We start from the raw sequence: 21,128 nt of genomic DNA, 5'->3' as shown, positions 1-21,128 counted from the left end.
ACAACACGATGAATCCGATTCTTTTTTTACCTGAACTGGTGCTCATCTTCGGGAGCCTGGCGGCCTTTGGCGTGTGTCTGGGCGAGGGGCGGACCCGGCTGGCGGCGGTGACGGCCTTGACCACGGCCTTGCTGACCCTGGTGGCCAGTGTGGCGTCCCTGTGTCTGGCCGGCGATCTGTTTTGTCATGCGTACCGGGTGGATCTGTTTTCCCAACTGTTCAAGGTGTTTATCGCCCTGGGCCTGTTGGCGGTGGTGTTGTTCGGTAGCAAATTGAAGGACATCCGGGCTGACGTCCGGCCTGAATATTTCCTGTTTCTGCTGCTGGGGTCACTGGGCTTGACCCTGCTGGTCAGCGCGGTCGAGCTGATCACGCTGTTTATCGCCTTGGAGCTATCCTCCTATGCGTTGTATCTGCTAGTACCCCTGCGTCGGGAACAGACCGGACTCCGCCTCCAGATGGAATCGGCCGCCAAGTATGTGATGTTCGGGATTGTGGCCACCGGCTTTCTGCTGTTTGGCATGAGTTACCTGTACGGAATGACGGGGTCCACCTATTTCAGCGAAATCGGGCCGGCGCTGGTTCAGCATTGGAACGAACCGGCCGTGCTGGTGGGCATGATCCTGATTCTCGCCGGACTGTTCTTCAAGTTGGCCGCCTTTCCTATGCACCTCTGGGCGCCCGATGTCTATCAGGGGGCTTCCAATGAGACAACGGCCTTTATTGCCGGTGTCCCCAAGGTGGCCGTGATCGCGGTCTTGATCCGTTTCCTCATGTGCGCCCACTCTACAAATGAGACGTTGAGCCTGGTGATTACGCTGGCGGCGATCGGCTCCATGTTCTTCGGGAACCTGGCGGCCCTGGTGCAGAAGGATCTCAAGCGGATGTTGGGGTATTCGAGTATTGCCCATGCTGGCTATGTCCTGCTGGGGTTGGTGACCCTGCAGCCGGGCGGATATGCGGTGTCGATGTTTTATATTTTCGGGTTTCTCGTGATGAGTCTGGCGGCCTTTCTGGTGATCTGCCAGATGTCAAAAGACGGCGAGAATGTCACCCTGGATGATCTGTCCGGCCTGCACCAGCGCAACCCGCTGGCCGCATTTATTCTGGCCGCCAGCATGTTCGCCCTGGCGGGGATTCCGCCCTTTGCCGGCTTTATCGGCAAGTTCCTGCTTTTGAATGAGGCCCTGCGTGCCGGCTTTACGACGCTGGTGGTGATTGCCGCCGTGAACACGGCCATAGGGGTGTATTACTATCTGACCGTCGCCCGTGTCATTTATTTCACCGATCCCGGGCAACGCCCCGCCTTCACGTTTGAGCGCGGGGTGGCGGTTCTAGGCGTGGTACTGATCATCCTGGTTACACTACTCGGTATTGTCCCTGCGAAACTGTTGAACGCAGCGATTCTGTCTGTTCAGTTTTAAAGAGAAGTCTTTACTGAGCCTTTAACAACGTAGCAACCCGGCACGTGCTTTAATGGCCCCACCGCCTGGCCCGGTTCGCCCGGAAAAAACGAAAACGTTTTCGTTTTTTCAAGGGAGGAACCCGCCGCTCCTTCGATCTTTTCCGCGCCTTATCCGCTTCTCTGTTCGATCAGCCCACGCATTCGCCTCCGGCGTCTTCTCCGCTCCCCTCACGGGGATACAGTTGCCTTTGGCTACCCTTCGCCGTTATCTAACTGGGGCAGGACTTGCTTCCTTGATTTCATCCAACTTTCCGCTAGGCTTGACCCCATGTAAAAAGTTGGTACGCTCGCGGAGCGCACCTGCAAACAACCGGGCTTGCCCGGCACACAACCAAGCGGCTCAGGCTACGGCTCGCAAGCTCGCTCCCGTGAAAACCAATGTTCGACCCGAAGAGAAAGCATGCTACCACGCAAGTGGGACATTATGAGAGGATGCGAGAGATGAACGTTAAAATCAAACTGGTTCACTGCGACACGTTGAGTTGCGAGCCGATCCTGCGCCGGATGCCAGATGGTAACCTCCTGTGCGTCAGCCAATGCGGAGACGTGGACGAGCCGGCACCTGGCAACCGCGTGTATGCCTTTGTAAGCCGTGACAATGGGGAAAAGTGGGGCGAACCGCTCAAGGTGTACCCGGAGACAGGAGAAGCAGTTTATGTGACCGAGGTGAGGGTGCTTGACGGCATCATTGACGCGTTTCTGCAGGTGCACAGCGGAAGATTCCTGAATATGCGCTGCGTGGTCATGCGCAGCCATGACAGCGGGAAAACCTGGGCAAACGCGGGCGAGCCACCCTTCTTCCCAACCTTTTGCTTCATTCGCGGCACGTTGCCGCTAAGCAATGGGGAGATCGTCTTGCCGTACATGTACTTTCCGGTCACGGAAGCGGAGAACAGGCGGTTGATCGCGGCTAGTCACAACTTGGATATTCGCCATCAGAGGGCGATCTGGGATGCCGCTATTGAACATATCGAAAACGGCGTGATCGTCAGCAGGGATCTGGGCAAGACTTATCAGCGTTTTGTAGGTCCGAAAATCCCCATCAAGGGAGCAACCGGACGGGCCTGGGCGTGGACCGAGCCGACGATTGCCCAGCTCTCCGATGGTACAATTGTGATGCTCCTGCGCGTGGACGGCAGCGGACGGCTCTGGCGAAGCGAATCGCGGGATAACGGACGCACTTGGACAGAGGCGGCACCGACAGATATCCCCAACCCGGGCAACAAACCGAAACTCATTCCGATGACGGACGGGCGCATTGCCCTGATCCATACTCCGAATTCCGATCCCTCTTTTACCTCCCGCTATCCGCTGGCCCTCTGGATCAGCGATGACGATATGCAAACCTTTGGGGACAAGCGCCTGGTCACCGACTTCCCGGGCAACTACTGCTATCCTGATGGCTTCTTTGAGAACGGTCACATACTGTTTACCATAGAGATCAATCGGCACGAGATTCTTTTCTTTGATTGCGAGATTTAGCCGTCGGCTCCCCGGATCGGAAAACACGATCGCGGCGTCGAACCACGGCCCGCTGCCTATCGCCGCTGGCGAGGCTCACGCAGAGGCCGAGGATTTCAACGTTCCCTAAGGCCGAGAAAGTCCGACCGGATAATTGGGGCCGTTCCGATGTGGCGAAAGAACGACATCGGGGCATTAACGGGTGTCCCTACCGCGATGCATAATAAAATTGATTGATGATGATATCAATAATGATACTATATTCCCATGGGTTCAGTTGAAGACACAATTTCAGAGATGCGAAATAATCCTAAAGGGGTTCGCTTTGCTGATTTGTGCCGGGTGTGCGAGAAGTATTTTGGACAACCAAGGCAAAAGGGAACTAGCCACCGGATCTATAGGACGCCATGGCTGGGGGATCCACGGGTAAACATTCAGGACGACAAAGGGAAAGCGAAGGTTTACCAAGTCAGGCAAGTATTGAAGGCAATAGAGAGGTGGGACTATGAAAACCATTCCAGATGATCATTATACCTACCGCGTCACGTGGTCGGAAGAAGATAAAGAGTACGTTGGACTTTGCGCGGAATTTCCGGGATTGAGCTGGCTGGCCGCAGCACCGGAGGCCGCGCTTCGCGGCGTCCGGTCCGTAGTGGCTGACGTTGTCGAGGACATGAATAAACAAAGGGAACCCATTCCTGAGCCGCTGGCAAGCCGGTCATTCAGCGGGAAGTTCATGGTGCGCGTCCCTCCCCATGTGCACCGTGAACTCACCGTAGAAGCTGCTGAAGCTGGTGTCAGCTTGAACCGTCTCGCATCGGCAAAACTGGCGCACGGATAAAAGACCCTGCCAACCAGAAAGTTCAGGTTACCTCGGTCCCGCTCCGAACCTGACTTTCGTCGTTGAGCACACCGTCCCGGTTGGCAAAAGCCCTCAGACTTCCTGGTTGCCTGATACGTACGGAATCCCGTGGCGGCGCGAGATCAAGTTGGCGGAGATCCGGCCTGATTCGTAAATGGTGGGCAGGCCGCTTCCCGGGTGGGTTCCACCACCGACCAGATAACAGTGGTCGACGTCTTCAAATTTGTTGCGCGGTCGCAGATAGACCATCTGGCCCAGGTTGTGCGCCAGATTGAAGGTGGCGCCCTCGTAAACGTGATAGTGTTGATTCCAGTCTGCCGGTGTCACGAGTTGTTCCGTGACAATGTGGTTCCGGAGTTTCATGCCGGTACGGGACTCGATGGCATCGAGTGTCATCTCTCGATAAGCGGCCCGGCGCTGTTCCCAATTGATGGCCCCGCGTAAATTGGGCACGGGAACCAGGACGTACAGGGCGGAGTGGCCGGCGGGGGCGAGGGTGGGGTCGGTCACGCTCGCGTTGCGCACGTAGAACGACAGATCGCCTGTCAGTTCCTTCCCATTGAAGATCCGCTCGATGTTGGTGCGGTAATCGCGGGCGAATACAATCTCGTGATGGGGGGTGTCGTAGCTCCGGTCGAGCCCGAGATACATCATGAACGTGGAGCAGGAGAGCTTCATGTTCTGCATTTTACGGGGGGTGTATTTCCGCAAGGTGCCGGGCGCGAAGAGCCGGGTGGCGGCATACCCGAAGTCGGCGTTGATGACGACCTCATCGGCCTCGACGACGTCACCACTGGCCAGCCGCACGCCAGCCGCGACACCGTTGCGCACGATGATTTCCTCGACGGGGGTGGAGAGATGAATCACCGCTCCGTTCCGGCGGGCGACATCGGCCATGCAGTCGGAGATGCGACTCAGGCCGCCGATGGGGTGGTAGATGCCGAAGGCGTGCTCAATATAGGGGATCATCGCGAACATTCCCGGACACTCCCATGGCGACATGCCCAGATACTTGGACTGAAAGGTGAAGGAGAGGGCCAGGTCCTCGTTCCCGAAGATCTTTACCACTTCTGAGAATAAGCTGCGGCCTAGCGCCATGTGGGGTAGCGCCTTGATCAGGCTGCCTGAAAACAATGAAGACAGGGTGTGGTAGGACTTTTGCAGGCAGGGATAGAGTTTTTTGAATCGAACCTTTTCGCGGCTCATGAACTCATCATAGTGGTGCTCGCGGCCAGGGAAGACTCGGGCGATCTCGGCTTTCATCCGTTCGCGATCCATGGAGGTATCGATGGATTTGTCGGCAAAATGGAGCCGGTACATGGGGTCCAGCCGGCGCATGTCCAGCAGGCTGTCAGTGGTCGCCCCAGCCTCGATGAAGACTTCGTCGAGCACCTCTTTTAACATCAGGAATGTGGGGCCGGCGTCAAATACATAAGGGCCTGATTTAATGGCCGCATTACGGCCGCCCACAACGGGTTGGGCCTCGAAGAGGGTGACTTTGAATCCCCGGTGGGCGAGGATCATGGCCGTGGTGAGCCCGCCGGGGCCTCCCCCTACGATGACGATATGTTTTTGTGCTGGCATGGGTTAACTCCTTTAGTTGCTCATCAAAAGACGCTGGAACCATTTCAAGGTGGCCAGGGAAATCCGGGGAGGGGGATAGGTCAGGCCTGGATCAAAATGCGGGGAGCGTGTCAGCACGCTCCGGTAATGGGTGAAGGTGTCGAAGCCCGCCTTCCCGTGATACGCGCCCATGCCGCTTTCCCCGATACCGCCGAACGGTAGGTCACGACTGAGGATGTGGCTCAGGGTGTCGTTAAAACAGACGCCGCCCGAGGCGGTTTCGGCGAGCAGGCGTTCCTGGGTGGCCCGTTCGCCGGTAAAGGCGTAAAGCGCCAGTGGCCGCGGACGAGTGCGGAGATGGCTGATGACATCATCCAGTTTTTCAAATGGCAGGACCGGCAGGATGGGGCCGAAAATCTCCTCCTGCATGATGGGGGCGGTCAGGGAGACCCCGGTGAGGATGGTCGGGGCGAAGTAGCGGTCGGTTTGGTCGAAGGCGCCGCCACACTCGAGGTAGCCCTGGTTGAGGTAGGTGGTTAAGCGGTTCAGGTGCGGGAGGTTGACGATGCGCCCATAATCCGGACTCTGCTGCGGGTCGGGGCCATAAAACTCACGCAGGGTCCGGGTGAGGTGCTTCAGCATGGGCTTCACGACCTCAGCCTGAACCCAGACATGGTCCGGAGCCACACACGTTTGGCCGGCGTTGAGGAATTTTCCCTGGACAATGCGGTGTGCGGCCACCTGCAGGTCGGCGTCGGCACAGACAATGCAGGGCGATTTACCGCCCAGTTCCAGCGTGACGGGTGTGAGGTTGGGGGCTGCTGCAGCCAGCACCAGACGCCCCACGACTGAACTGCCGGTGAAGAATATTTTATCGAAAGGCTGGCAGACCAGTTCCCGGGCGCGGGCGGCATCGCCTTCCACCGCGGTGATATAGTCCGGCTGGAAATGGTCACGCAGGAGACGGGTGATCACGCCCGAGACATGGGGTGCGTATTCTGAGGGTTTGACACAGACCCCGTTGCCGGCCGCCATGGCGGACACCAGCGGGGAGAGGGTCAGGGCGAAGGGGTAGTTCCAAGGTCCGATGACGAGGGCCACGCCGTAGGGTTCGGGGTGAACGCGGCTTGAGGCGGGCCTGAGCCAGAGCGGAGTGTGGCGTCGCTGGGGACTGGCCCAATCGGTCAGGTGTTTCAAGGCGTAACGGATATCGGCGAGAACAAACCCGACTTCCGAGGCATAGGCTTCGATGACCGGCTTGCCCAGGTCCAGGTGCAGGGCATCAAGTATATCGCCTTCGCTGGATTCAATCGCAGCGGCCAGCATCTGGAGTTGCGCCCGCCGGAATGACAGGGATCGAGAGGTCCCCTTGTCCCGGAAGGCGTGCGCCTGGGTCAGCCATGAATCTGCAGTCATGGGACAGGGAACGAAATATTGTCGCATCCCGTCAAGGTTATTGTATAAGAGACGGTATGAGCACAACCGAGCGAAAAAAGGTAATCGTTATCGGGGCGGGACTGGGGGGGCTGTCGGCGGCGATTTCGCTGGCCCAGGAGGGCTATGCGGTTGAGGTTTTCGAAAAGAACGGGAAGATCGGCGGCAAACTGAACGTCCTCACCGAGCAGGGTTACACGTTCGATCTGGGCCCGTCTATTCTGACACTCCCGCATATCTTTGAGCGGCTTTTCCAGCGGTCGGGCCGGCGGATGGCTGACTATATCCCGATCCGGCCGCTTCGGCCGCATTGGCGCAACTTCTTCGAAGACGGGACGGTACTCGATCTGGTTCCCGAAGCCGACCTGATGGACGCCGAATTGCGCAAGGTCGGCCAGGATCCGCAGCGTTTCAAGGAATTCCTGGACTATGCGGGCCAGCTTTATGACCTTGTTAATGCCGGCTATTTTGAGCGTGGGTTGGACACTGTGCGCGATTTTCAGCGCTTCTACGGACTTCTCGACTTTCTCAAGTTTGATCTTTTCCGGACGATGCACGGGGGGGTGGCCCGGTTCATCGACGAACCGCATGTCCGGGACGTGCTTGATTATTTCATCAAGTACGTGGGGTCCTCCGCCTATGATGCTCCTGCGTTCATGAACTGTCTGCCCACGATCCAGTTCCGTTACGATCTGTGGTATGTGGATGGGGGGCTCTACCATATCGCATTGGGGTTACGCCGGTTGATGGATGAACTCGGGATCCCGGTGCACCTGAACTCGGAGGTTGCCAAGATCCGGACGCAAGGGTGCCGGGTGACGGGCATCACCACCACGGAGGGGGTGCCACACGATGCGGATCTGATCGTCTCCAATATGGAGGTGATTCCCGCCCACGAGACACTATTGCCGCCGGATGACGCGGCGCGGCGGCGGCTCCGGCGTTTTTCCCCCGCCTGTTCCGGGCTGATTATCGACCTGGGCCTGGATATCTCCTACCCGCAACTGGCGCACCATAACTTTTTTTATTCGGGCGGGCAGCGGGCCCACTTTGATGCGGTTTTCAAAAAGGGAGTTCTTTCCGACGATCCCACCATTTACCTGGTGGCCGCGTCCAAGACCGACCCGACGGTGGCGCCGCCAGGGTGCGACTGTCTTAAAATCCTGCCCCACATTCCCTGTCTGAATGAGCAGCACCCCTTGACCGAGGCGGACTACATGGCTTTCAAGGATCGGGTCATCATCAAACTTGAGCGCATGGGCCTGACGGATTTGCGCAAGCACATCGTGTTTGAGCATGTGTGGACGCCCCGTGACATCCAGCGTCAGTATTACTCGAACCGGGGTTCCATCTACGGGGTGGTGGCGGACAAATGGAGGAATTTCGGTTTCAAGGCACCCAAACAGGATGCTCGCTACGCGAATCTGTTCTTTGTCGGCGGCTCGGTTAATCCCGGCGGCGGGATGCCGATGGTTGTATTATGCGGCCAGAACGTGTGCCGCAAGATTGTCGAGTGGGACCGGGGGTGATCGCGCTACTCATAGTGATGGGGCTATGGGCGCTTGGCTTCTTGTTCCTGTTCCGGATCCCGCCATGCCGGCGGAGTCCGGTTTCCGGAGCGCCCTTTACCCTCTCCGTTATTGTGCCCGCCAGGGACGAGGAAAAGAACCTGCCCGTGCTGCTTGGTTCCCTGGTGGCGCAGGATCTGCCGCCGGAGGAGATCATCGTGGTTGACGACGCCTCGCGGGACCGTACGGCTGGGGTTGCCCGGGCGGGTGGCGCGCGGGTAGTGTCATCGGCTCCGCTCCCGTCAGGGTGGCGGGGTAAAACCTGGGCGTGTCATCAAGGTGCCCGCGAAGCGGAAGGGGATGTTTTGCTTTTCGTCGATGCGGATGTGCACTTTGAACCAGGAGCGTTGCGTGCGATCCGGGACACCTATACCCGTCAGCCGGGCGTTTTATCGGTAGGGCCCTATCACAGGGTCCCCTTGTTCTATGAGCAGCTGTCGGCCTTTTTCAACCTGGTGATGACGGCGGGCACCGGAGCCTTTACGGTTTTTGGGGCGCATCTTCAACCCCGTGGACTTTTCGGGCCTCTCCTGATGGTGGGGCGTCCTGCCTATCAGGCGATCGGCGGCCATGAGGCCGTCAAGGGACGGATTCTTGAAAATTTCTTCATGGCGCCTTTGTTCGCGCGGGCGGGTGTTCCGATGCGATGTTACGGAGGAGCAGGGGTGGTGACGATGCGGATGTATCCCGGTGGACTCCGTGAGTTGGCGGCGGGATGGACCAAGGCGTTTGCGACAGGCGCCGCGCAGACGCCGTTATTGATATTGCTCGCCATTGGTGCCTGGATAACAGGCGGGTTAACGGTAGTGGGCCTCCTGGCGCTGACGGCCGCGCGCGGGGAGAATCCGGGCCCGTGGCTGGTGGTCTATGTATTATACGTGGGGCAAATTTATACGATGCTCGCAAGGATAGGGGCATTCCGCTGGTTTGTTGCGCCCAGCTATCCGGTTTTCCTGGCTTTCTATCTGGCTGTTTTTACTCGTTCCGTTGTAAGGGTCGGGTTCGCGAAAGACGTATCCTGGAAGGGGCGTCGGATCGATTTGACGGAGGAGGGGTAATGCCGGAGGAACCGTTTATGTGGTGGTTGGTGGCCGTTAACATTCTGGCATGGTTGCTGATCCACCTTGGGGTGGCCGGCCTGGGGACACAACTCGCGCCGGTCTGGTTCGATCCCGCCGGCTGGCTTTTTCGAGGGCGACGCTGGGAACGCGGCGGGCAGTTTTATGAAAAGTTGCTCGCGATCAAGGCGTGGAAACGGATGCTGCCGGACGGGGCGGCTCTCTTCAAACAGGGATTCCGGAAGAAGACGATCCGGGGTCATGGGGCCAGCTATTTGAATCGCTTTTTGATTGAGACCTGCCGCAGTGAAGTGGTGCACTGGATTGTTCTTGGATTTTCATTGGTGTTCTTTTTCTGGAATTCGTGGAGGGTAGGGATGGTGATGGTGGCGTATGGGGTGGCGGCCAATCTGCCGTGCATCTTGGTCCAGCGGTATAACCGGTTAAGGTTGACCGCCGCTTTGAAGCGCCAGACGAGTTAGAGGGGCGGAACACCAGATTCCGCCCCGAGGTGATTGTGAAAGTTTTAACGAACAATTGCAATTGGACTGTTGTGCGTGCTATAAATCGTTCCATTGTTATTTTACCCAACTGTGCTCTCCATGAAGGTGAACATCGTTGGGTATTATCTTGATTAAGGAGTGATGCTGACATGTCGACTCGTGATTCAATGACGTTTGATATTATTGGTGTGGGTTGTGGAGTGGCGACGCTTTCCACGGTATTGCAGTTGCTCAAGCGGGTGAAGCGGGAACCGGATGGTTCGATGCAGCCGCCCAGCATTCTGATTATTGATAAGGCCCCATCCGTGGGAGCGCAGAATTTGTCGGGCGCCGTGGTGGATACCTCCTCTCTCGCTGATTTACTCGAATACGAAGAGTTTGCAGCGCTGCCGCAGTTCGCGGCGGTCAACAAGGAAAGCTTCCATCATCTGACGGCCACCGGTTCGACCAAGGTCCCCTGGGTGCCGCCGACGATGCATGCCGAGGGCTATCCCATCGTGTCGTTGTCCGCCCTGACCCGCCATTTAGCGGGCTTGTGCGAAAAGGCCGGGGCTGAAATTTACTCAGGGTTTTCCGCCGTTGAGCTATTGCGGGAGAAGGGGCGTATTGTCGGGGTCCGTATGGGCGACAAAGGGCTTGATAAAAATGGCGAGCAACGTGCGAACTTTGAACTCGGTCCTGATCTGATGGCCACCATGGTGGTTCTGGGTGAAGGGGCGTGCGGGTTCCTGACTGAGAAATTGTTGACCGATGAGGGAATGCGCGGGGCGAATCCCCAGACCTATGCCGTTGGCGTCAAGGAGTTGATCGAGACGCCTGAGTGCAAAGGCCGGGCCGGCACCATCCTGCATTCCTTCGGCTATCCGCTGGATGCCAAGACCTACGGCGGTGGCTTCATTTATTGCCTGAGCGACACGTTGGTGGCGATCGGAATGGTGACCGCCCTGGATTACAAGAATCCCACGACCAATCCCCATGATATGTTCCGGTTGTTCAAACACCATCCGACGGTCCTTCCCTTTATCGCGGGCGGCAAGGTGTTGGAATATGGCGCCAAGGTCCTTCCTGAAGGAGGCTTGAATTCGATTCCGAAATTGGTCGCGGATGGGGCCGTGATAGTGGGGGATGCGGCCGGGTTGTGCAATTCCTTGCGTCTGAAAGGCGTCCATCTGGCGGTTCAGTCCGGGATCGCGGCAGGGGATGCGTTGTTCGAAGGGTGGAAGAATAAAGACTTTTCCGTGGCGGCCATGCAGAAATATCCCGAGTCTCTCAAGGATTCGACGCCTTGGAAGGAGTTGGAGAAGATCCGGAATGTCCGTGCGGCCTTTACCTATGGTTCACTCCCGGGTATGGCGGCGGTGGGAATGAGCGTGTTCAGCGGTGGCGTGCTCCCGCCCGGACGGATGGGGCTGGAGCCCGACTGGGAGGTCATGAAGGCCAAGGCCGATGTGAAGCCCTGTGCGGTGCCGCCTAAGGTGGCTGCCGATGAGGCGAATGTGCAAATGGACCGGCTCTCGGATTTATTCCTGTCCAAGACGCACCATGAGGAAAACCAGCCGTCGCATCTGAAGATTCTGGATACTGAAAAATGTAAAGTGTGCATCAAGAAATATGGCGCTCCCTGTACGCTGTTCTGTCCGGCACAGGTATATGTGCTCAAGGATGATCAGCAGGGGATCCACATCGATTTCTCGAACTGCCTGCATTGCAAGACCTGCCAGATCAAAGATCCCCTGCAGAATATCAAGTGGACCCCCCCGGAGGGTGGTGGCGGCCCGGTTTATTCCAAAATGTAAATTACCCGAACCCTGAACTTCGAACCCTGTTTTTAGGTAAATATTATGGCAGACGACAAAAAAGAGCCTTGGATGAATTGGCTGGCATTGACAACCGTGATCCTGGCGGTGTGCGCCACGATGGCAACCTTCAAAGGGGGGGGCTATTCCACTAAATCAGTGATGAGCCAGACCAAGGCATCGGATCAGTGGGCGTATTATCAGTCAAAAAGTATTAAGGGGTATATTTACGATTTGCAGGGTGACAAGCTTCAGCTTGAACTCAAGGCTGCAGGGGCCTCCTTATCGGCTGAACTTCAAAAAGACTACACGGAGCGGATCACGGCCTATAAGACGAAGGTGCAGAAGTATGAGGGCGAGAAAGTTGAAATAGAAAAAAAGGCGCGTGACTTGGAGGATTTTCGTGATCTTTGCGGTCGGCATTCAGCTGCCTTCGGGATGGCTGTCATTTTTCTGCAAATTGCCATCCTGCTTTCATCCATTGCCGCCTTACTCAAGAAAAAGCCCTTATGGGTGACCGGCTTGGGCGTTGGCGCGGTTGGCCTCGTGCATTTTGCCAACGGATTCTATTTGTTCCTGAAATAGGCGGCTCCTTTTCCATATTTTGAGAAATTTCGCATTCCGCGCTCGTAATTACCGATAGTTTTTGTCCTGAATGGCACTTGGCACTCCTTCTGCTTCATTCCTAATTAGAGCCTGTCCCATAAGCACACCCCTACGGCAGGAGTGAATGAATTGGTAAAAAGAAAATGGGCAAAGGCCGTCAAAAACGGTGCTTTGCCCAAAATCGGTGTGTTATAACCCTGGTTACGACGCCTGGGAGACACCACGACATGAGATTTATAGACCAAGAGCAGGAGCTGAAGCGAGAACTTCCGAAAGTTTTTGGGAATGCGGATTACCGGGAGTATGCCGGGCAACTGGATCAAATTGACGAACTTCTGGTTCGGAGCGGGATTGAGACCCACTTTGTGGAGACGAGGCTTGCGGCATGGGAACAGACTGGAGATCGGCTTGGGACGAAAGCCCGGTTGCGCTATCAGACGATGTGTATCCAAGCCTTGCGGGTGGGGATTGCGCGGCAGTTGACAGAGCGGGAATACCGGAAGTTTGCGATGCGATTGGCGGAAAGTTTTGTGTTGCAGCGGTTCTGCCAGGTGGGAGGGATTGAAGGGGTGAAGATTCCTTCGAAGAGCACGCTGGAGCGGTATGACAAGCTGGCGCCTGAAAGCGAGATCCGGGAACTGGTCAGTGTGTTGTTGAGGATGGCTGGCGGGGTAGATCATGCCGGACTAGGGCTGGACGCCGACGCAGGAGTTGATGTGCTGCTGGTGGACTCGACTTGTCTGAAAGCGAATATTCATTTTCCGACGGACTGGGTGCTGCTGCGAGACGGAGTTCGCACGCTGATGAAGGCGGTGTCATTAATCCGTCGTCACGGGCTGAAACACCGCATGGAGGAACCTGAGACGTTTCTGCGCGAGATCAACCGGTTGTGCATCGAGATGACGCAGGGGCGGCGAGCGGCTGATTCGGTAAAGCGGCGCAAGCGGGTGTTGCGCCGGATGAAGCGGCTGGTAAAGGTGGTGCGTAACCATGCGCAACGGTATGTGTCCCTATTGAAGGCCGATTGGATGCAAACGGATTTGACGGAAGCACAAGCGCGGCAGGTGTGGCGGCGGATGGACGGGATCCTGACGCAATTGCCCGAGGCGGTACGGCAGGCCCATGAGCGACTGATTGGTCGACGATTGGTTCCCAATGAAGAAAAGCTGCTGAGTCTTTACGAGCCGGATGTGCGGGTGATTGTGAGGGGCAAGGCCGGGGCCAATGTTGAGTTTGGGAACACGCTGTATGTGGGCGAGCAACAGAATGGCTTGATTGTGGACTGGAAATTGTTGCGGGAGCAGAGCCGGGGAGATTCGCCACTGTTGGAGGAAAGCCTGGACCGGATTCATGCGGATTTCCAACGGTATCCATCGGCGGTCGGGGCGGATCGGGGATTTGACCGGCCGGCTACACGACGCAAGTTGAGGAAGCACGGGATCATGAACGGGATATGCCCACGCTCCGTGCCAGTGCTCCAAGATCGGATGCAGGATGAAGGGTTTGCGGACATCCAGCGTCGTCGGGCACAGACGGAAGGGCGGATCGGGATTTTGAAGAACAATTTTCTGGGACCGGTATTGCGCAACAAGGGATTCGAGTCACGTGAGCGTGAAGTGGCATGGGCGGTGTTGGCGCATAACTTGTGGGTTTTGGCGCGGATGCTGCGTGCGCAAGAGAAAGACCGTCAAAAAAGAAAAGCGGCCTAAAAGGGTTGTTTTAGAAAAGCTGGCGAGGAGCAAGGAAAAGAACGCGGTGGTCTGTCTGAAAATGGCCTTTTTGTTAGGGTTTTGATGGGTGTACGACAAAAGTGAATGGCTGGCGGAAAAATGGCGCTTGGCTGGCACAAAAATGGCGGAAGAAAATCAGGAAATAGCGTTATATGGGACAGGCTCTAATTACGGAGGAATGCAGAAGATGGGTACAAACTTCAAAATGCAGGGGGAGCTTGAATCAGGACTGCTCATGGACATGTTGCAGGTGATGACCCGCCGGAAGACGCTGAACGGTTATGTTGAAGTATCCGCGTCGGCCATGACTGGGCGGATCTGGCTTCAGGAAGGGGCGATTATCGCTGCGGATTGGAATGGACGGAAAGGCGAACTCGCCGTTGAGTGCATGCTTCGCCTCAAACAAGGCCAGTTTATGGTGGGGGAGGCAACGGAGTTGCCGGCCAAAACCATTGTCAAGGATACGGTTGCCCTCCTGATGCTCTGCCTGAGGGCGATTGGACGGGACGCGTTGGCTCCGGTCGCTCCCGCCCGCCTTCCGTCGTCACCACCGGCGCAATGCGTGGTGTCCGATGTTTCGGGGAGTCCTGCAGATCAAAGCGATGAGCCGATGCCCGCGCCTGCTCATCACGCAGGTGTTCGCCCCAGTAAGCGCGGGTTTTTGATGGCGGGGCGCTGGATGAAGCCTGTTGCCGTTGCGGCCGGGGTGGCATTGGTGGTCGGGCTGAGCGTCACCTGGGGGGCTCGTTTTCTGACAGAAAAGAAAGCGTCGGCAGCGGTCAACCCCATTATGGAACCCCGCCCGCCGGCCGTGATGGTGGTGGCCACCACCCCGGAGAAACCTCCGGTTGTTATCCAGGATGGATGGCCGGATATCATTCTTTCGGCCTTGGCCGCCTCCGGCCAGAGGCAGTGCTACGCCATCCTGAACGGCCAGCTATTGGGCGTAGGCGAGCAAGTGGATGGGGTGACCGTCCGCTCGATCCGGGCCAATGGGGTGATGCTGGAGTATCTCGGGAAGCGTCGCTTCCTGTGCGCCGTACAGCAACGGTAGTCAGTAGGCAGTAAGCAGTGGGCAGTAGGCTGCTTACTGCCCACTGCTTACTGCCTACTGACTACGGGCTTACTCCAGCCGCGGATTGAGGAATCCGGTGTTGGGGTCGGTGATTTTCTGCAGGTAGGTCAGGAGTTCGCGATCATATTCGGTATCCGCACTCTGGCCCATTTCGCGATAGATGCTGCGCAGGCGGTAGTAACTCTCTTCGGCTTCCCGGGCACTGCCATAGCGTTGTTCAGGGTCGGGAGCCAGAAACCGCTTCAGCAGCCGCACAATACTTTTGCTTTTCTGGATGTTCGGCGGGAGCAGGGCTTCCACTTGGCCATACAGGAAGAGCTTGAACTGCAACAGGGTTTCATCATCCATGTCGTTGCAGGCCTCGAGGGATTTGCCGCTTAACATTTCCAAGGCCACCATTCCTGCGCTGAACAGGTCGGTTTGTGCACGGCCGGGCTCGAGGCGGTGGGTTTCCGGCGCCATGTAGACCGGGCTCCCCAGCAAAATACTGATTTTCTCGCCGATCTCAACCGCCCGGCCGAAGTCGACGAGCTTCACGGAGCCCATGCGGTCAATCATGATGTTGGAGGGCTTGATGTCAGCATGCAGGTAATTGGCCTCATGAAGCACCATCAGGCCCATGAGAATCTTGCGCAGTATATAAAGCGCCGCTCCGGGCTGAAGCGTGAAGCGGGCTTCCTCCATCCGGAACAGGGTGTTCATGAAATGGTCCCATTCCTCATCGGTGGACTGACTGCGCGCAATCGCAAGGTGCGAGCCGCTTAGCAGATACTGCAGGTCAATGCCGTCAATCACCGACATTTGCAGATGGCCGATGCCGTTGGTTTCATCATAGCTGTCGCGGGTGACCAGATTCTCGCTATGGACCGGTTGAAGTTTTGAGACCTGACTGGCCAGTCGCCCCATGTCCGTCCAGTATTTTTCAGCGGAAGAATAGATGCCGGGATCATGGATCTTAATGGCATGACGGGTATGGCAGCCGCGTCCGCCCTGGCGGGTCGCCAGAAATACAATTCCCTGCCGGCCTTTGCCAAGTTCTCTCGAAAATTGATAGGGAACCGGCTGGGTGATGCCGCGGCTGGTGATGATCGCACGGTAATCGATGATGAGGCGGCGGATATCCGGATCGACCGGAGGGGAGGGCGGGGTGCTCTCCAGTACGGTTTCGTCCGCATCAAGTTGTATTGAGTGATCTTCCATTTGAGGGGCAAACCTTACCATAGCGGATTCTGACTGGCAATCATGGCTATAATGGCCTAGAGTGCCCCTGTTTTTGACTTTCCCCGGAATCGGGTAGTGAGTAAGGAATTATCTATGCAGTGGTTGTTGAAAAAAATTGTCGGGACGAAGAATCAGCGTGACGTGAAGAAAATGCAGCCGCTGGTGGCTCGGATCAATGAGCTCGAGCAGCAGTATCAGGCGCTGACGGAAGATCAACTCAAGGCCAAAACCCTTGAATTCCAGGAGCGTTTGGCGAAGGGGCAGACGCTGGATGACATTCTCTGTGAGGCGTTTGCGGTGGTCAAAAATGCCTGTCGCCGGTTGTGTGGCACCCAGTTTGACGTTTGTGGGCACGAGCTGACCTGGGAGATGATTCCCTTTGATACCCAGTTGATGGGCGGCATGGCCCTGCATCACGGGAAAATCGCCGAAATGGCCACCGGTGAAGGCAAAACCCTGGTCGCGACGCTCCCGCTGTATTTAAACGCCTTGAGCGGGTCGAATGTCCATCTGGTGACCGTGAATGATTATCTGGCCCGCCGCGATTCGAATTGGATGGGACTGCTCCTGAAGTATCTGGGGCTTACCGTCGGCTGTATCCAGAATCAGATGAATCCCGAGGAGCGCCGGGCGGAGTATGCCAAGAATATCACCTACGGCACCAACAGCGAATTCGGATTTGATTATCTGCGCGACAATGGCATGGCCTGGCGCGCCGAGGATCAGGTCCAGCGGGGCCATTTCTATGCCATTGTTGACGAAATCGACAGCATCCTGATCGATGAGGCGCGTACCCCTCTGATCATTTCCGGCCCCGCCCCGGTATCGTCCCATCAATACCAGGAAGTGAAGCCCCGCGTGGAACGGCTGGTCAAGCGGCAGTCGGAACTGTGCAACCAGCTGATTGTCGAGGCGCGCACCGCCATTGAACAGAAGAACGATGAGCTGGCCATGCAGAAGCTTTACAAGGTGCGCAAGGGCATGCCTAAGCACAAGCAGTTGACCCATCTGCTCGAGGAACCTTCCGTCCGGCGCCTGGTGGAGAAGGTGGAAGGCATGATGCTGACGGATATGTACAAGGAGCAGGCCCGTGCCTTGCGCGAGGAGTTGCTGTTTGTGATTGATGAGAAGGGGCATGATGCCACCCTGACGGAAAAGGGCTGCGAGGAAATGAGCCCCTCCGATCCCGAGGCGTATGTGTTGCCGGATCTGGTGTCCGTGATGTCCGACATCGATGGCGACACCACCTTGAGCGAAACGGAACGGGCTAAAAAGAAACTCGAATTCCAGGAGCGGGTGGCCCTGCGTAGTGAGCGCATTCACAATGTGGATCAGCTGATCAAGGCGTACTGCCTCTATGAAAAAGATGTCCAGTATGTGGTCCAGGAAAACCAGGTCCTGATCGTGGATGAGTATACCGGCCGAATTCTACCCGGTCGTCGCTGGAGTGACGGACTGCATCAGGCGGTGGAGGCCAAGGAAGGGGTCAAGATCGAGCGCGAAACCCAGACGCTCGCCACGATCACCATTCAGAATTACTTCCGCTTGTATAAGAAGCTGGCCGGCATGACGGGTACGGCGGAGACGGAAGCGGATGAGTTCCACCAGATCTACAAACTGGACGTGATGGTCATTCCCACCAACCGGCCGGTGCGTCGGGTGGACAAGAATGATGTGGTCTACAAGACCCAGCGCGAAAAATTCAAGGCGATTGTCGATGAGATTGCGGAATGTCATGAACGGCAACAGCCTGTGCTGGTGGGAACCATTTCGGTGGAAACGTCTGAGCTGGTGAGCCGGATGTTGAACCGCGCGAAAATCCCGCACAGCGTGTTAAATGCCAAGAACCATGAGCGTGAGGCGGATATTGTGGCCCGTGCCGGACAGAAGGGAGCGGTGACCATCGCTACCAATATGGCCGGACGTGGTACGGATATCAAACTGGGCGAAGGCGTCATCTGGGTCCCCCGTGAGGTGATTCTCTCGCAGCATGCGCTGAACGAGAAGCTGGATGGAAAAACCCTGAAGGATCAACTGGTGGAAAAGCCCTGCGGCCTGTATGTGATCGGGTCCGAGCGGCACGAGTCGCGGCGTATTGACCGGCAGTTGCGCGGGCGCTGTGCCCGGCAGGGCGATCCCGGGATGTCGCGCTTCTATGTGTCGCTGGAGGATGACCTGATGCGCTTGTTCGGCTCCGACCGGATTGCCAGTTTCATGGAGAAATTCGGCATGGAGGAGGGCGAAATGCTCGAACATTCCATGCTCAACCGCTCCATCGAAACCGCCCAGCGCCGGGTGGAACAGCAGAACTTCTCCATCCGCAAGCGCACGCTTGAATATGATGATGTGATGAATAAGCAGCGCTCGATCATCTATTCGTTCCGCGGGGATATCGTCCGGGGCATTGAGACCCGGGAGCAGCTGTATGATGTCATTTATGATGTGATCTCCACGCATGTCGATTCCATGCTGGAGGGGGGCAAGGAGGATGCCATTGAGGCTTTTCTCATCTGGGTCCACAGCACGTTCCCGATCGCCGTGAAGCGGGAGGAGTTGAGCCTGGGCAAGGACGATCTCGAGAAAGTGGTGAAGTTCATTTTCGAGAGAGTCAAGGAGGCCTATGAGCTTAAGGTCGCCGCAGAAGGCGGCGAGCTGATGCAGAATGTGGAGCGTCAGGTGATGCTGCAGGCGATCGACCTGCATTGGCAGGATTACCTGAGAGGGATTGACGGGCTGCGGCAGGGGATCGGGATGCGCGCCTATGGCCAGCGGGATCCGCTGATTGAATACAAGCGGGAAGCCTACGACATGTTTGCCACCCTGATGGATGACATCCGGGCGGATATCTGTGAAAAGATTTTCAGGGCATCCACCCAGATGCTGGCATTCGAACGGTTCATGCGTGAAATGCCCACCCAGACCATTCATGACGGGGTGTCGGTGCTGGGGCAGTCGGACGAATCCGCGGCCCAGCCGGCAAAATCGGCGGTGCGTGGCGGTGACGCGGCGATGCAGGCGGCCATGAAAGCCGCCTCCCAGCCGGTGCAGCGGGCCACGGCGAAAGTCGGGCGTAATGACGCCTGTCCCTGCGGAAGTGGCAAGAAATACAAGAAGTGTTGCGGGGAAGCTACTTGATCCGGTGGTTGGGGTGGATACGCGAGTCGTGGCGCTGGATCGCCGCGGTGGTATCGGGGCTGTTGCTGGCCGTCGCGTTTCCTCCCTTCGAGTCCGGTCAGGTGGCTTGGGTCGCCCTGATCCCCCTGTTGCTGGCACTGTTGGTGCCGCCACGTGAGCCCTCGACAAGATCGGTCCCCCTGGCCTTTAAACTGGGGCTGACGACCGGTCTCATTTTCTGGCTCACCACCATGAGCTGGTTGTTCCGCCTGTTTGAGACGTCGCCGGCGCCCGCCCTGCTGATTGTGCTCGGCTGGCTGTTGCTGTGCGGGTATTGTGCGCTTTATCTTGGAGCCTTCGCCATGTCGGCCGTCTGGCTCGTCAGTAAGATCGGCACGGAAAAGCTCTGGCAAAGCCTTCTGCTGACGATCATGATCCCGGTCTTATGGGTGGGCTCGGAGATCATCCGCTCCTTTCTGTTCGGGGGATTTCCCTGGAACCTGCTGGCCATCTCCCAGTACCGGAATATCATGCTGATTCAAACGGCCCAATGGGTCGGGGTGCCTGGCGTTTCAGGGATCCTGATGCTGGTGAATACAGGATTGGCGATGACACTCTTGCGCTACATCCCCTTTCGCAAACAGGAGCGCTACCGGCCGCATTTGGAGCTATTCATCGCGTTGATCAGTATAGCGCTGTCCTTCCGGACGGGCGTCCTGCTGGTTCGGGAACAGGCCCCGACTGGCGGGTCCGTGACGATCGGGGCCATTCAACCGGCCATCCCGCAGGTGACAAAATGGACGGATGAACATGTGGATCTCATTCACGCCACCTTCAGGCACCTGATGGCACAGGCGGTGAAGGATCCCGAGGGCGCTCCCGATTTGATTATCTGGCCGGAAACCGCAACCCCTTATTGTGTGACAGATGATCGCGGGGACTCGAAGGCGGTGGTTGAGGAGCTCAGCCGGTGGGGAAGACCCCTGCTGGTCGGCTCCATGGATGAGGTCAGTATCGGCTGGAATGTGATGTATTATAATGCGAGTTTCCTGTTCGACACCAATGGCGTGATCGCCGGGCATTATTATAAGCAGCATCTGGTTCCCTTTGGTGAGTATGTGCCTTTGAGCGGCTGGATTCCCTGGCTCGGTAAGTTAGCCCCCATGGGGTGGAATTGCTCACCCGGAGACGATGCAACCGTGTTTACGATGGGAACCTTACCGCAGTGGACCTTTTCCTGTCTGATCTGTTTTGAGGATATCATGTCGGATCTGTCGCGGCGGGCCGTCAAAAAAGGGGCCCGATTGCTGGTGAACCAGACGAATGATGCCTGGTTCGACCGGTCCGCCGGACCGGAGCAGCACTTGAGTCATTGTGTTTTCCGTTGCGTAGAGAACCGGGTGGCGGCGCTACGGGTGGCGAATTCCGGCATTTCCTGTCTGATTGAACCCACAGGGCTGATTGTCGAGCAGACTGAAAACGGGATTGGCCGACCACCGGAGGCCGCCGTGTTGCGCTGGCAGGTTCCGATGCCCGGGGCCGATTTCGAATTGACGCCCTACACCCGCTATGGGGACTGGCTTTTAGGAATTCCCTGCGGCGTTGTCGCGGTTCTGTGCTTTGTGTTGTCCTGCAGATCCCTCATGCCTAAACGCCAAAAGGGGTGATGCGT

Annotated in this window: 15 protein-coding genes; 12 read left to right on the top strand and 3 right to left on the bottom strand. The window is 57.2% G+C overall.

Annotated elements, in window-relative coordinates:
- The first annotated feature begins 8 nt into the window (after positions 1 to 8).
- The 3 genes from WCS52_01185 (at position 9) to WCS52_01175 (ending at position 3,767) form a co-directional block, all read left to right on the top strand.
- A complete protein-coding gene (locus WCS52_01185; GenBank protein ID MEI6165786.1) occupies positions 9 to 1,424 on the top strand; it encodes an NADH-quinone oxidoreductase subunit N in 1,416 nt (471 codons plus the stop codon).
- Between the two features lie 482 nt (positions 1,425 to 1,906).
- Positions 1,907 to 2,947: a sialidase family protein gene (locus WCS52_01180; GenBank protein ID MEI6165785.1), complete on the top strand. Its 1,041-nt coding sequence runs from the start codon at positions 1,907 to 1,909 to the stop codon at positions 2,945 to 2,947.
- Positions 2,948 to 3,431: 484 nt separating this feature from the next.
- Complete coding sequence (locus WCS52_01175) at positions 3,432 to 3,767, top strand: toxin-antitoxin system HicB family antitoxin (GenBank protein ID MEI6165784.1); 336 nt, start codon at positions 3,432 to 3,434, stop codon at positions 3,765 to 3,767.
- A gap of 93 nt (positions 3,768 to 3,860) precedes the next feature.
- On the opposite strand, the gene crtI (WCS52_01170) is transcribed toward WCS52_01175, so the two are convergent.
- A complete protein-coding gene (crtI, locus tag WCS52_01170) occupies positions 3,861 to 5,372 on the bottom strand; it encodes a phytoene desaturase family protein (protein ID MEI6165783.1) in 1,512 nt (503 codons plus the stop codon).
- Between the two features lie 12 nt (positions 5,373 to 5,384).
- The gene (locus WCS52_01165) at positions 5,385 to 6,767 is read right to left on the bottom strand and encodes an aldehyde dehydrogenase family protein (GenBank protein MEI6165782.1); all 1,383 of its coding nucleotides are present in this window, start codon (positions 6,765 to 6,767) and stop codon (positions 5,385 to 5,387) included.
- Positions 6,768 to 6,823: 56 nt separating this feature from the next.
- Here WCS52_01165 and crtI (WCS52_01160) point away from each other — a divergent pair, with 56 nt between their 5' ends.
- From crtI (WCS52_01160) to WCS52_01130, 7 genes are all read left to right on the top strand, one after another.
- A complete protein-coding gene (crtI, locus tag WCS52_01160) occupies positions 6,824 to 8,314 on the top strand; it encodes a phytoene desaturase family protein (GenBank protein MEI6165781.1) in 1,491 nt (496 codons plus the stop codon).
- Positions 8,311 to 9,411: a glycosyltransferase family A protein gene (locus WCS52_01155; GenBank protein ID MEI6165780.1), complete on the top strand. Its 1,101-nt coding sequence runs from the start codon at positions 8,311 to 8,313 to the stop codon at positions 9,409 to 9,411. Before crtI (WCS52_01160) ends, WCS52_01155 begins: the two co-directional genes overlap by 4 nt.
- Positions 9,411 to 9,893, top strand: coding sequence for a glycosyl-4,4'-diaponeurosporenoate acyltransferase (locus WCS52_01150; GenBank protein ID MEI6165779.1), 483 nt, complete (start codon positions 9,411 to 9,413; stop codon positions 9,891 to 9,893). The genes WCS52_01155 and WCS52_01150 overlap by 1 nt, the downstream gene beginning before the upstream one ends.
- 170 nt (positions 9,894 to 10,063) lie before the next feature.
- Entirely contained in the window at positions 10,064 to 11,710 is a 1,647-nt protein-coding gene (locus WCS52_01145; GenBank protein ID MEI6165778.1) for an electron transfer flavoprotein-ubiquinone oxidoreductase, read from the top strand.
- 45 nt (positions 11,711 to 11,755) lie between these two features.
- A complete protein-coding gene (locus WCS52_01140; GenBank protein MEI6165777.1) occupies positions 11,756 to 12,295 on the top strand; it encodes a DUF4337 domain-containing protein in 540 nt (179 codons plus the stop codon).
- Positions 12,296 to 12,543: 248 nt separating this feature from the next.
- On the top strand, positions 12,544 to 14,025 hold the full coding sequence (locus tag WCS52_01135; GenBank protein ID MEI6165776.1) for a transposase: 1,482 nt from the start codon (positions 12,544 to 12,546) through the stop codon (positions 14,023 to 14,025).
- A gap of 208 nt (positions 14,026 to 14,233) precedes the next feature.
- On the top strand, positions 14,234 to 15,100 hold the full coding sequence (locus WCS52_01130) for a DUF4388 domain-containing protein (GenBank protein MEI6165775.1): 867 nt from the start codon (positions 14,234 to 14,236) through the stop codon (positions 15,098 to 15,100).
- A gap of 69 nt (positions 15,101 to 15,169) precedes the next feature.
- On the opposite strand, the gene WCS52_01125 is transcribed toward WCS52_01130, so the two are convergent.
- Entirely contained in the window at positions 15,170 to 16,321 is a 1,152-nt protein-coding gene (locus WCS52_01125; GenBank protein MEI6165774.1) for a serine/threonine-protein kinase, read from the bottom strand.
- Positions 16,322 to 16,435: 114 nt separating this feature from the next.
- Between WCS52_01125 and secA the strand changes: the two genes are divergently transcribed.
- Positions 16,436 to 19,477: a preprotein translocase subunit SecA gene (gene secA, locus WCS52_01120; protein ID MEI6165773.1), complete on the top strand. Its 3,042-nt coding sequence runs from the start codon at positions 16,436 to 16,438 to the stop codon at positions 19,475 to 19,477.
- Positions 19,456 to 21,123: an apolipoprotein N-acyltransferase gene (gene lnt / locus WCS52_01115; protein ID MEI6165772.1), complete on the top strand. Its 1,668-nt coding sequence runs from the start codon at positions 19,456 to 19,458 to the stop codon at positions 21,121 to 21,123. The genes secA and lnt overlap by 22 nt, the downstream gene beginning before the upstream one ends.
- Positions 21,124 to 21,128 lie beyond the last annotated feature (5 nt).

The organism is bacterium (genome assembly GCA_037128595.1).
Lineage (GTDB): Bacteria > Verrucomicrobiota > Kiritimatiellia > CAIKKV01 > CAITUY01 > JAABPW01.
The sequence above is the reverse complement of the archived record's forward strand: the minus strand, read 5'-3'. Positions and strand labels throughout refer to the sequence as shown.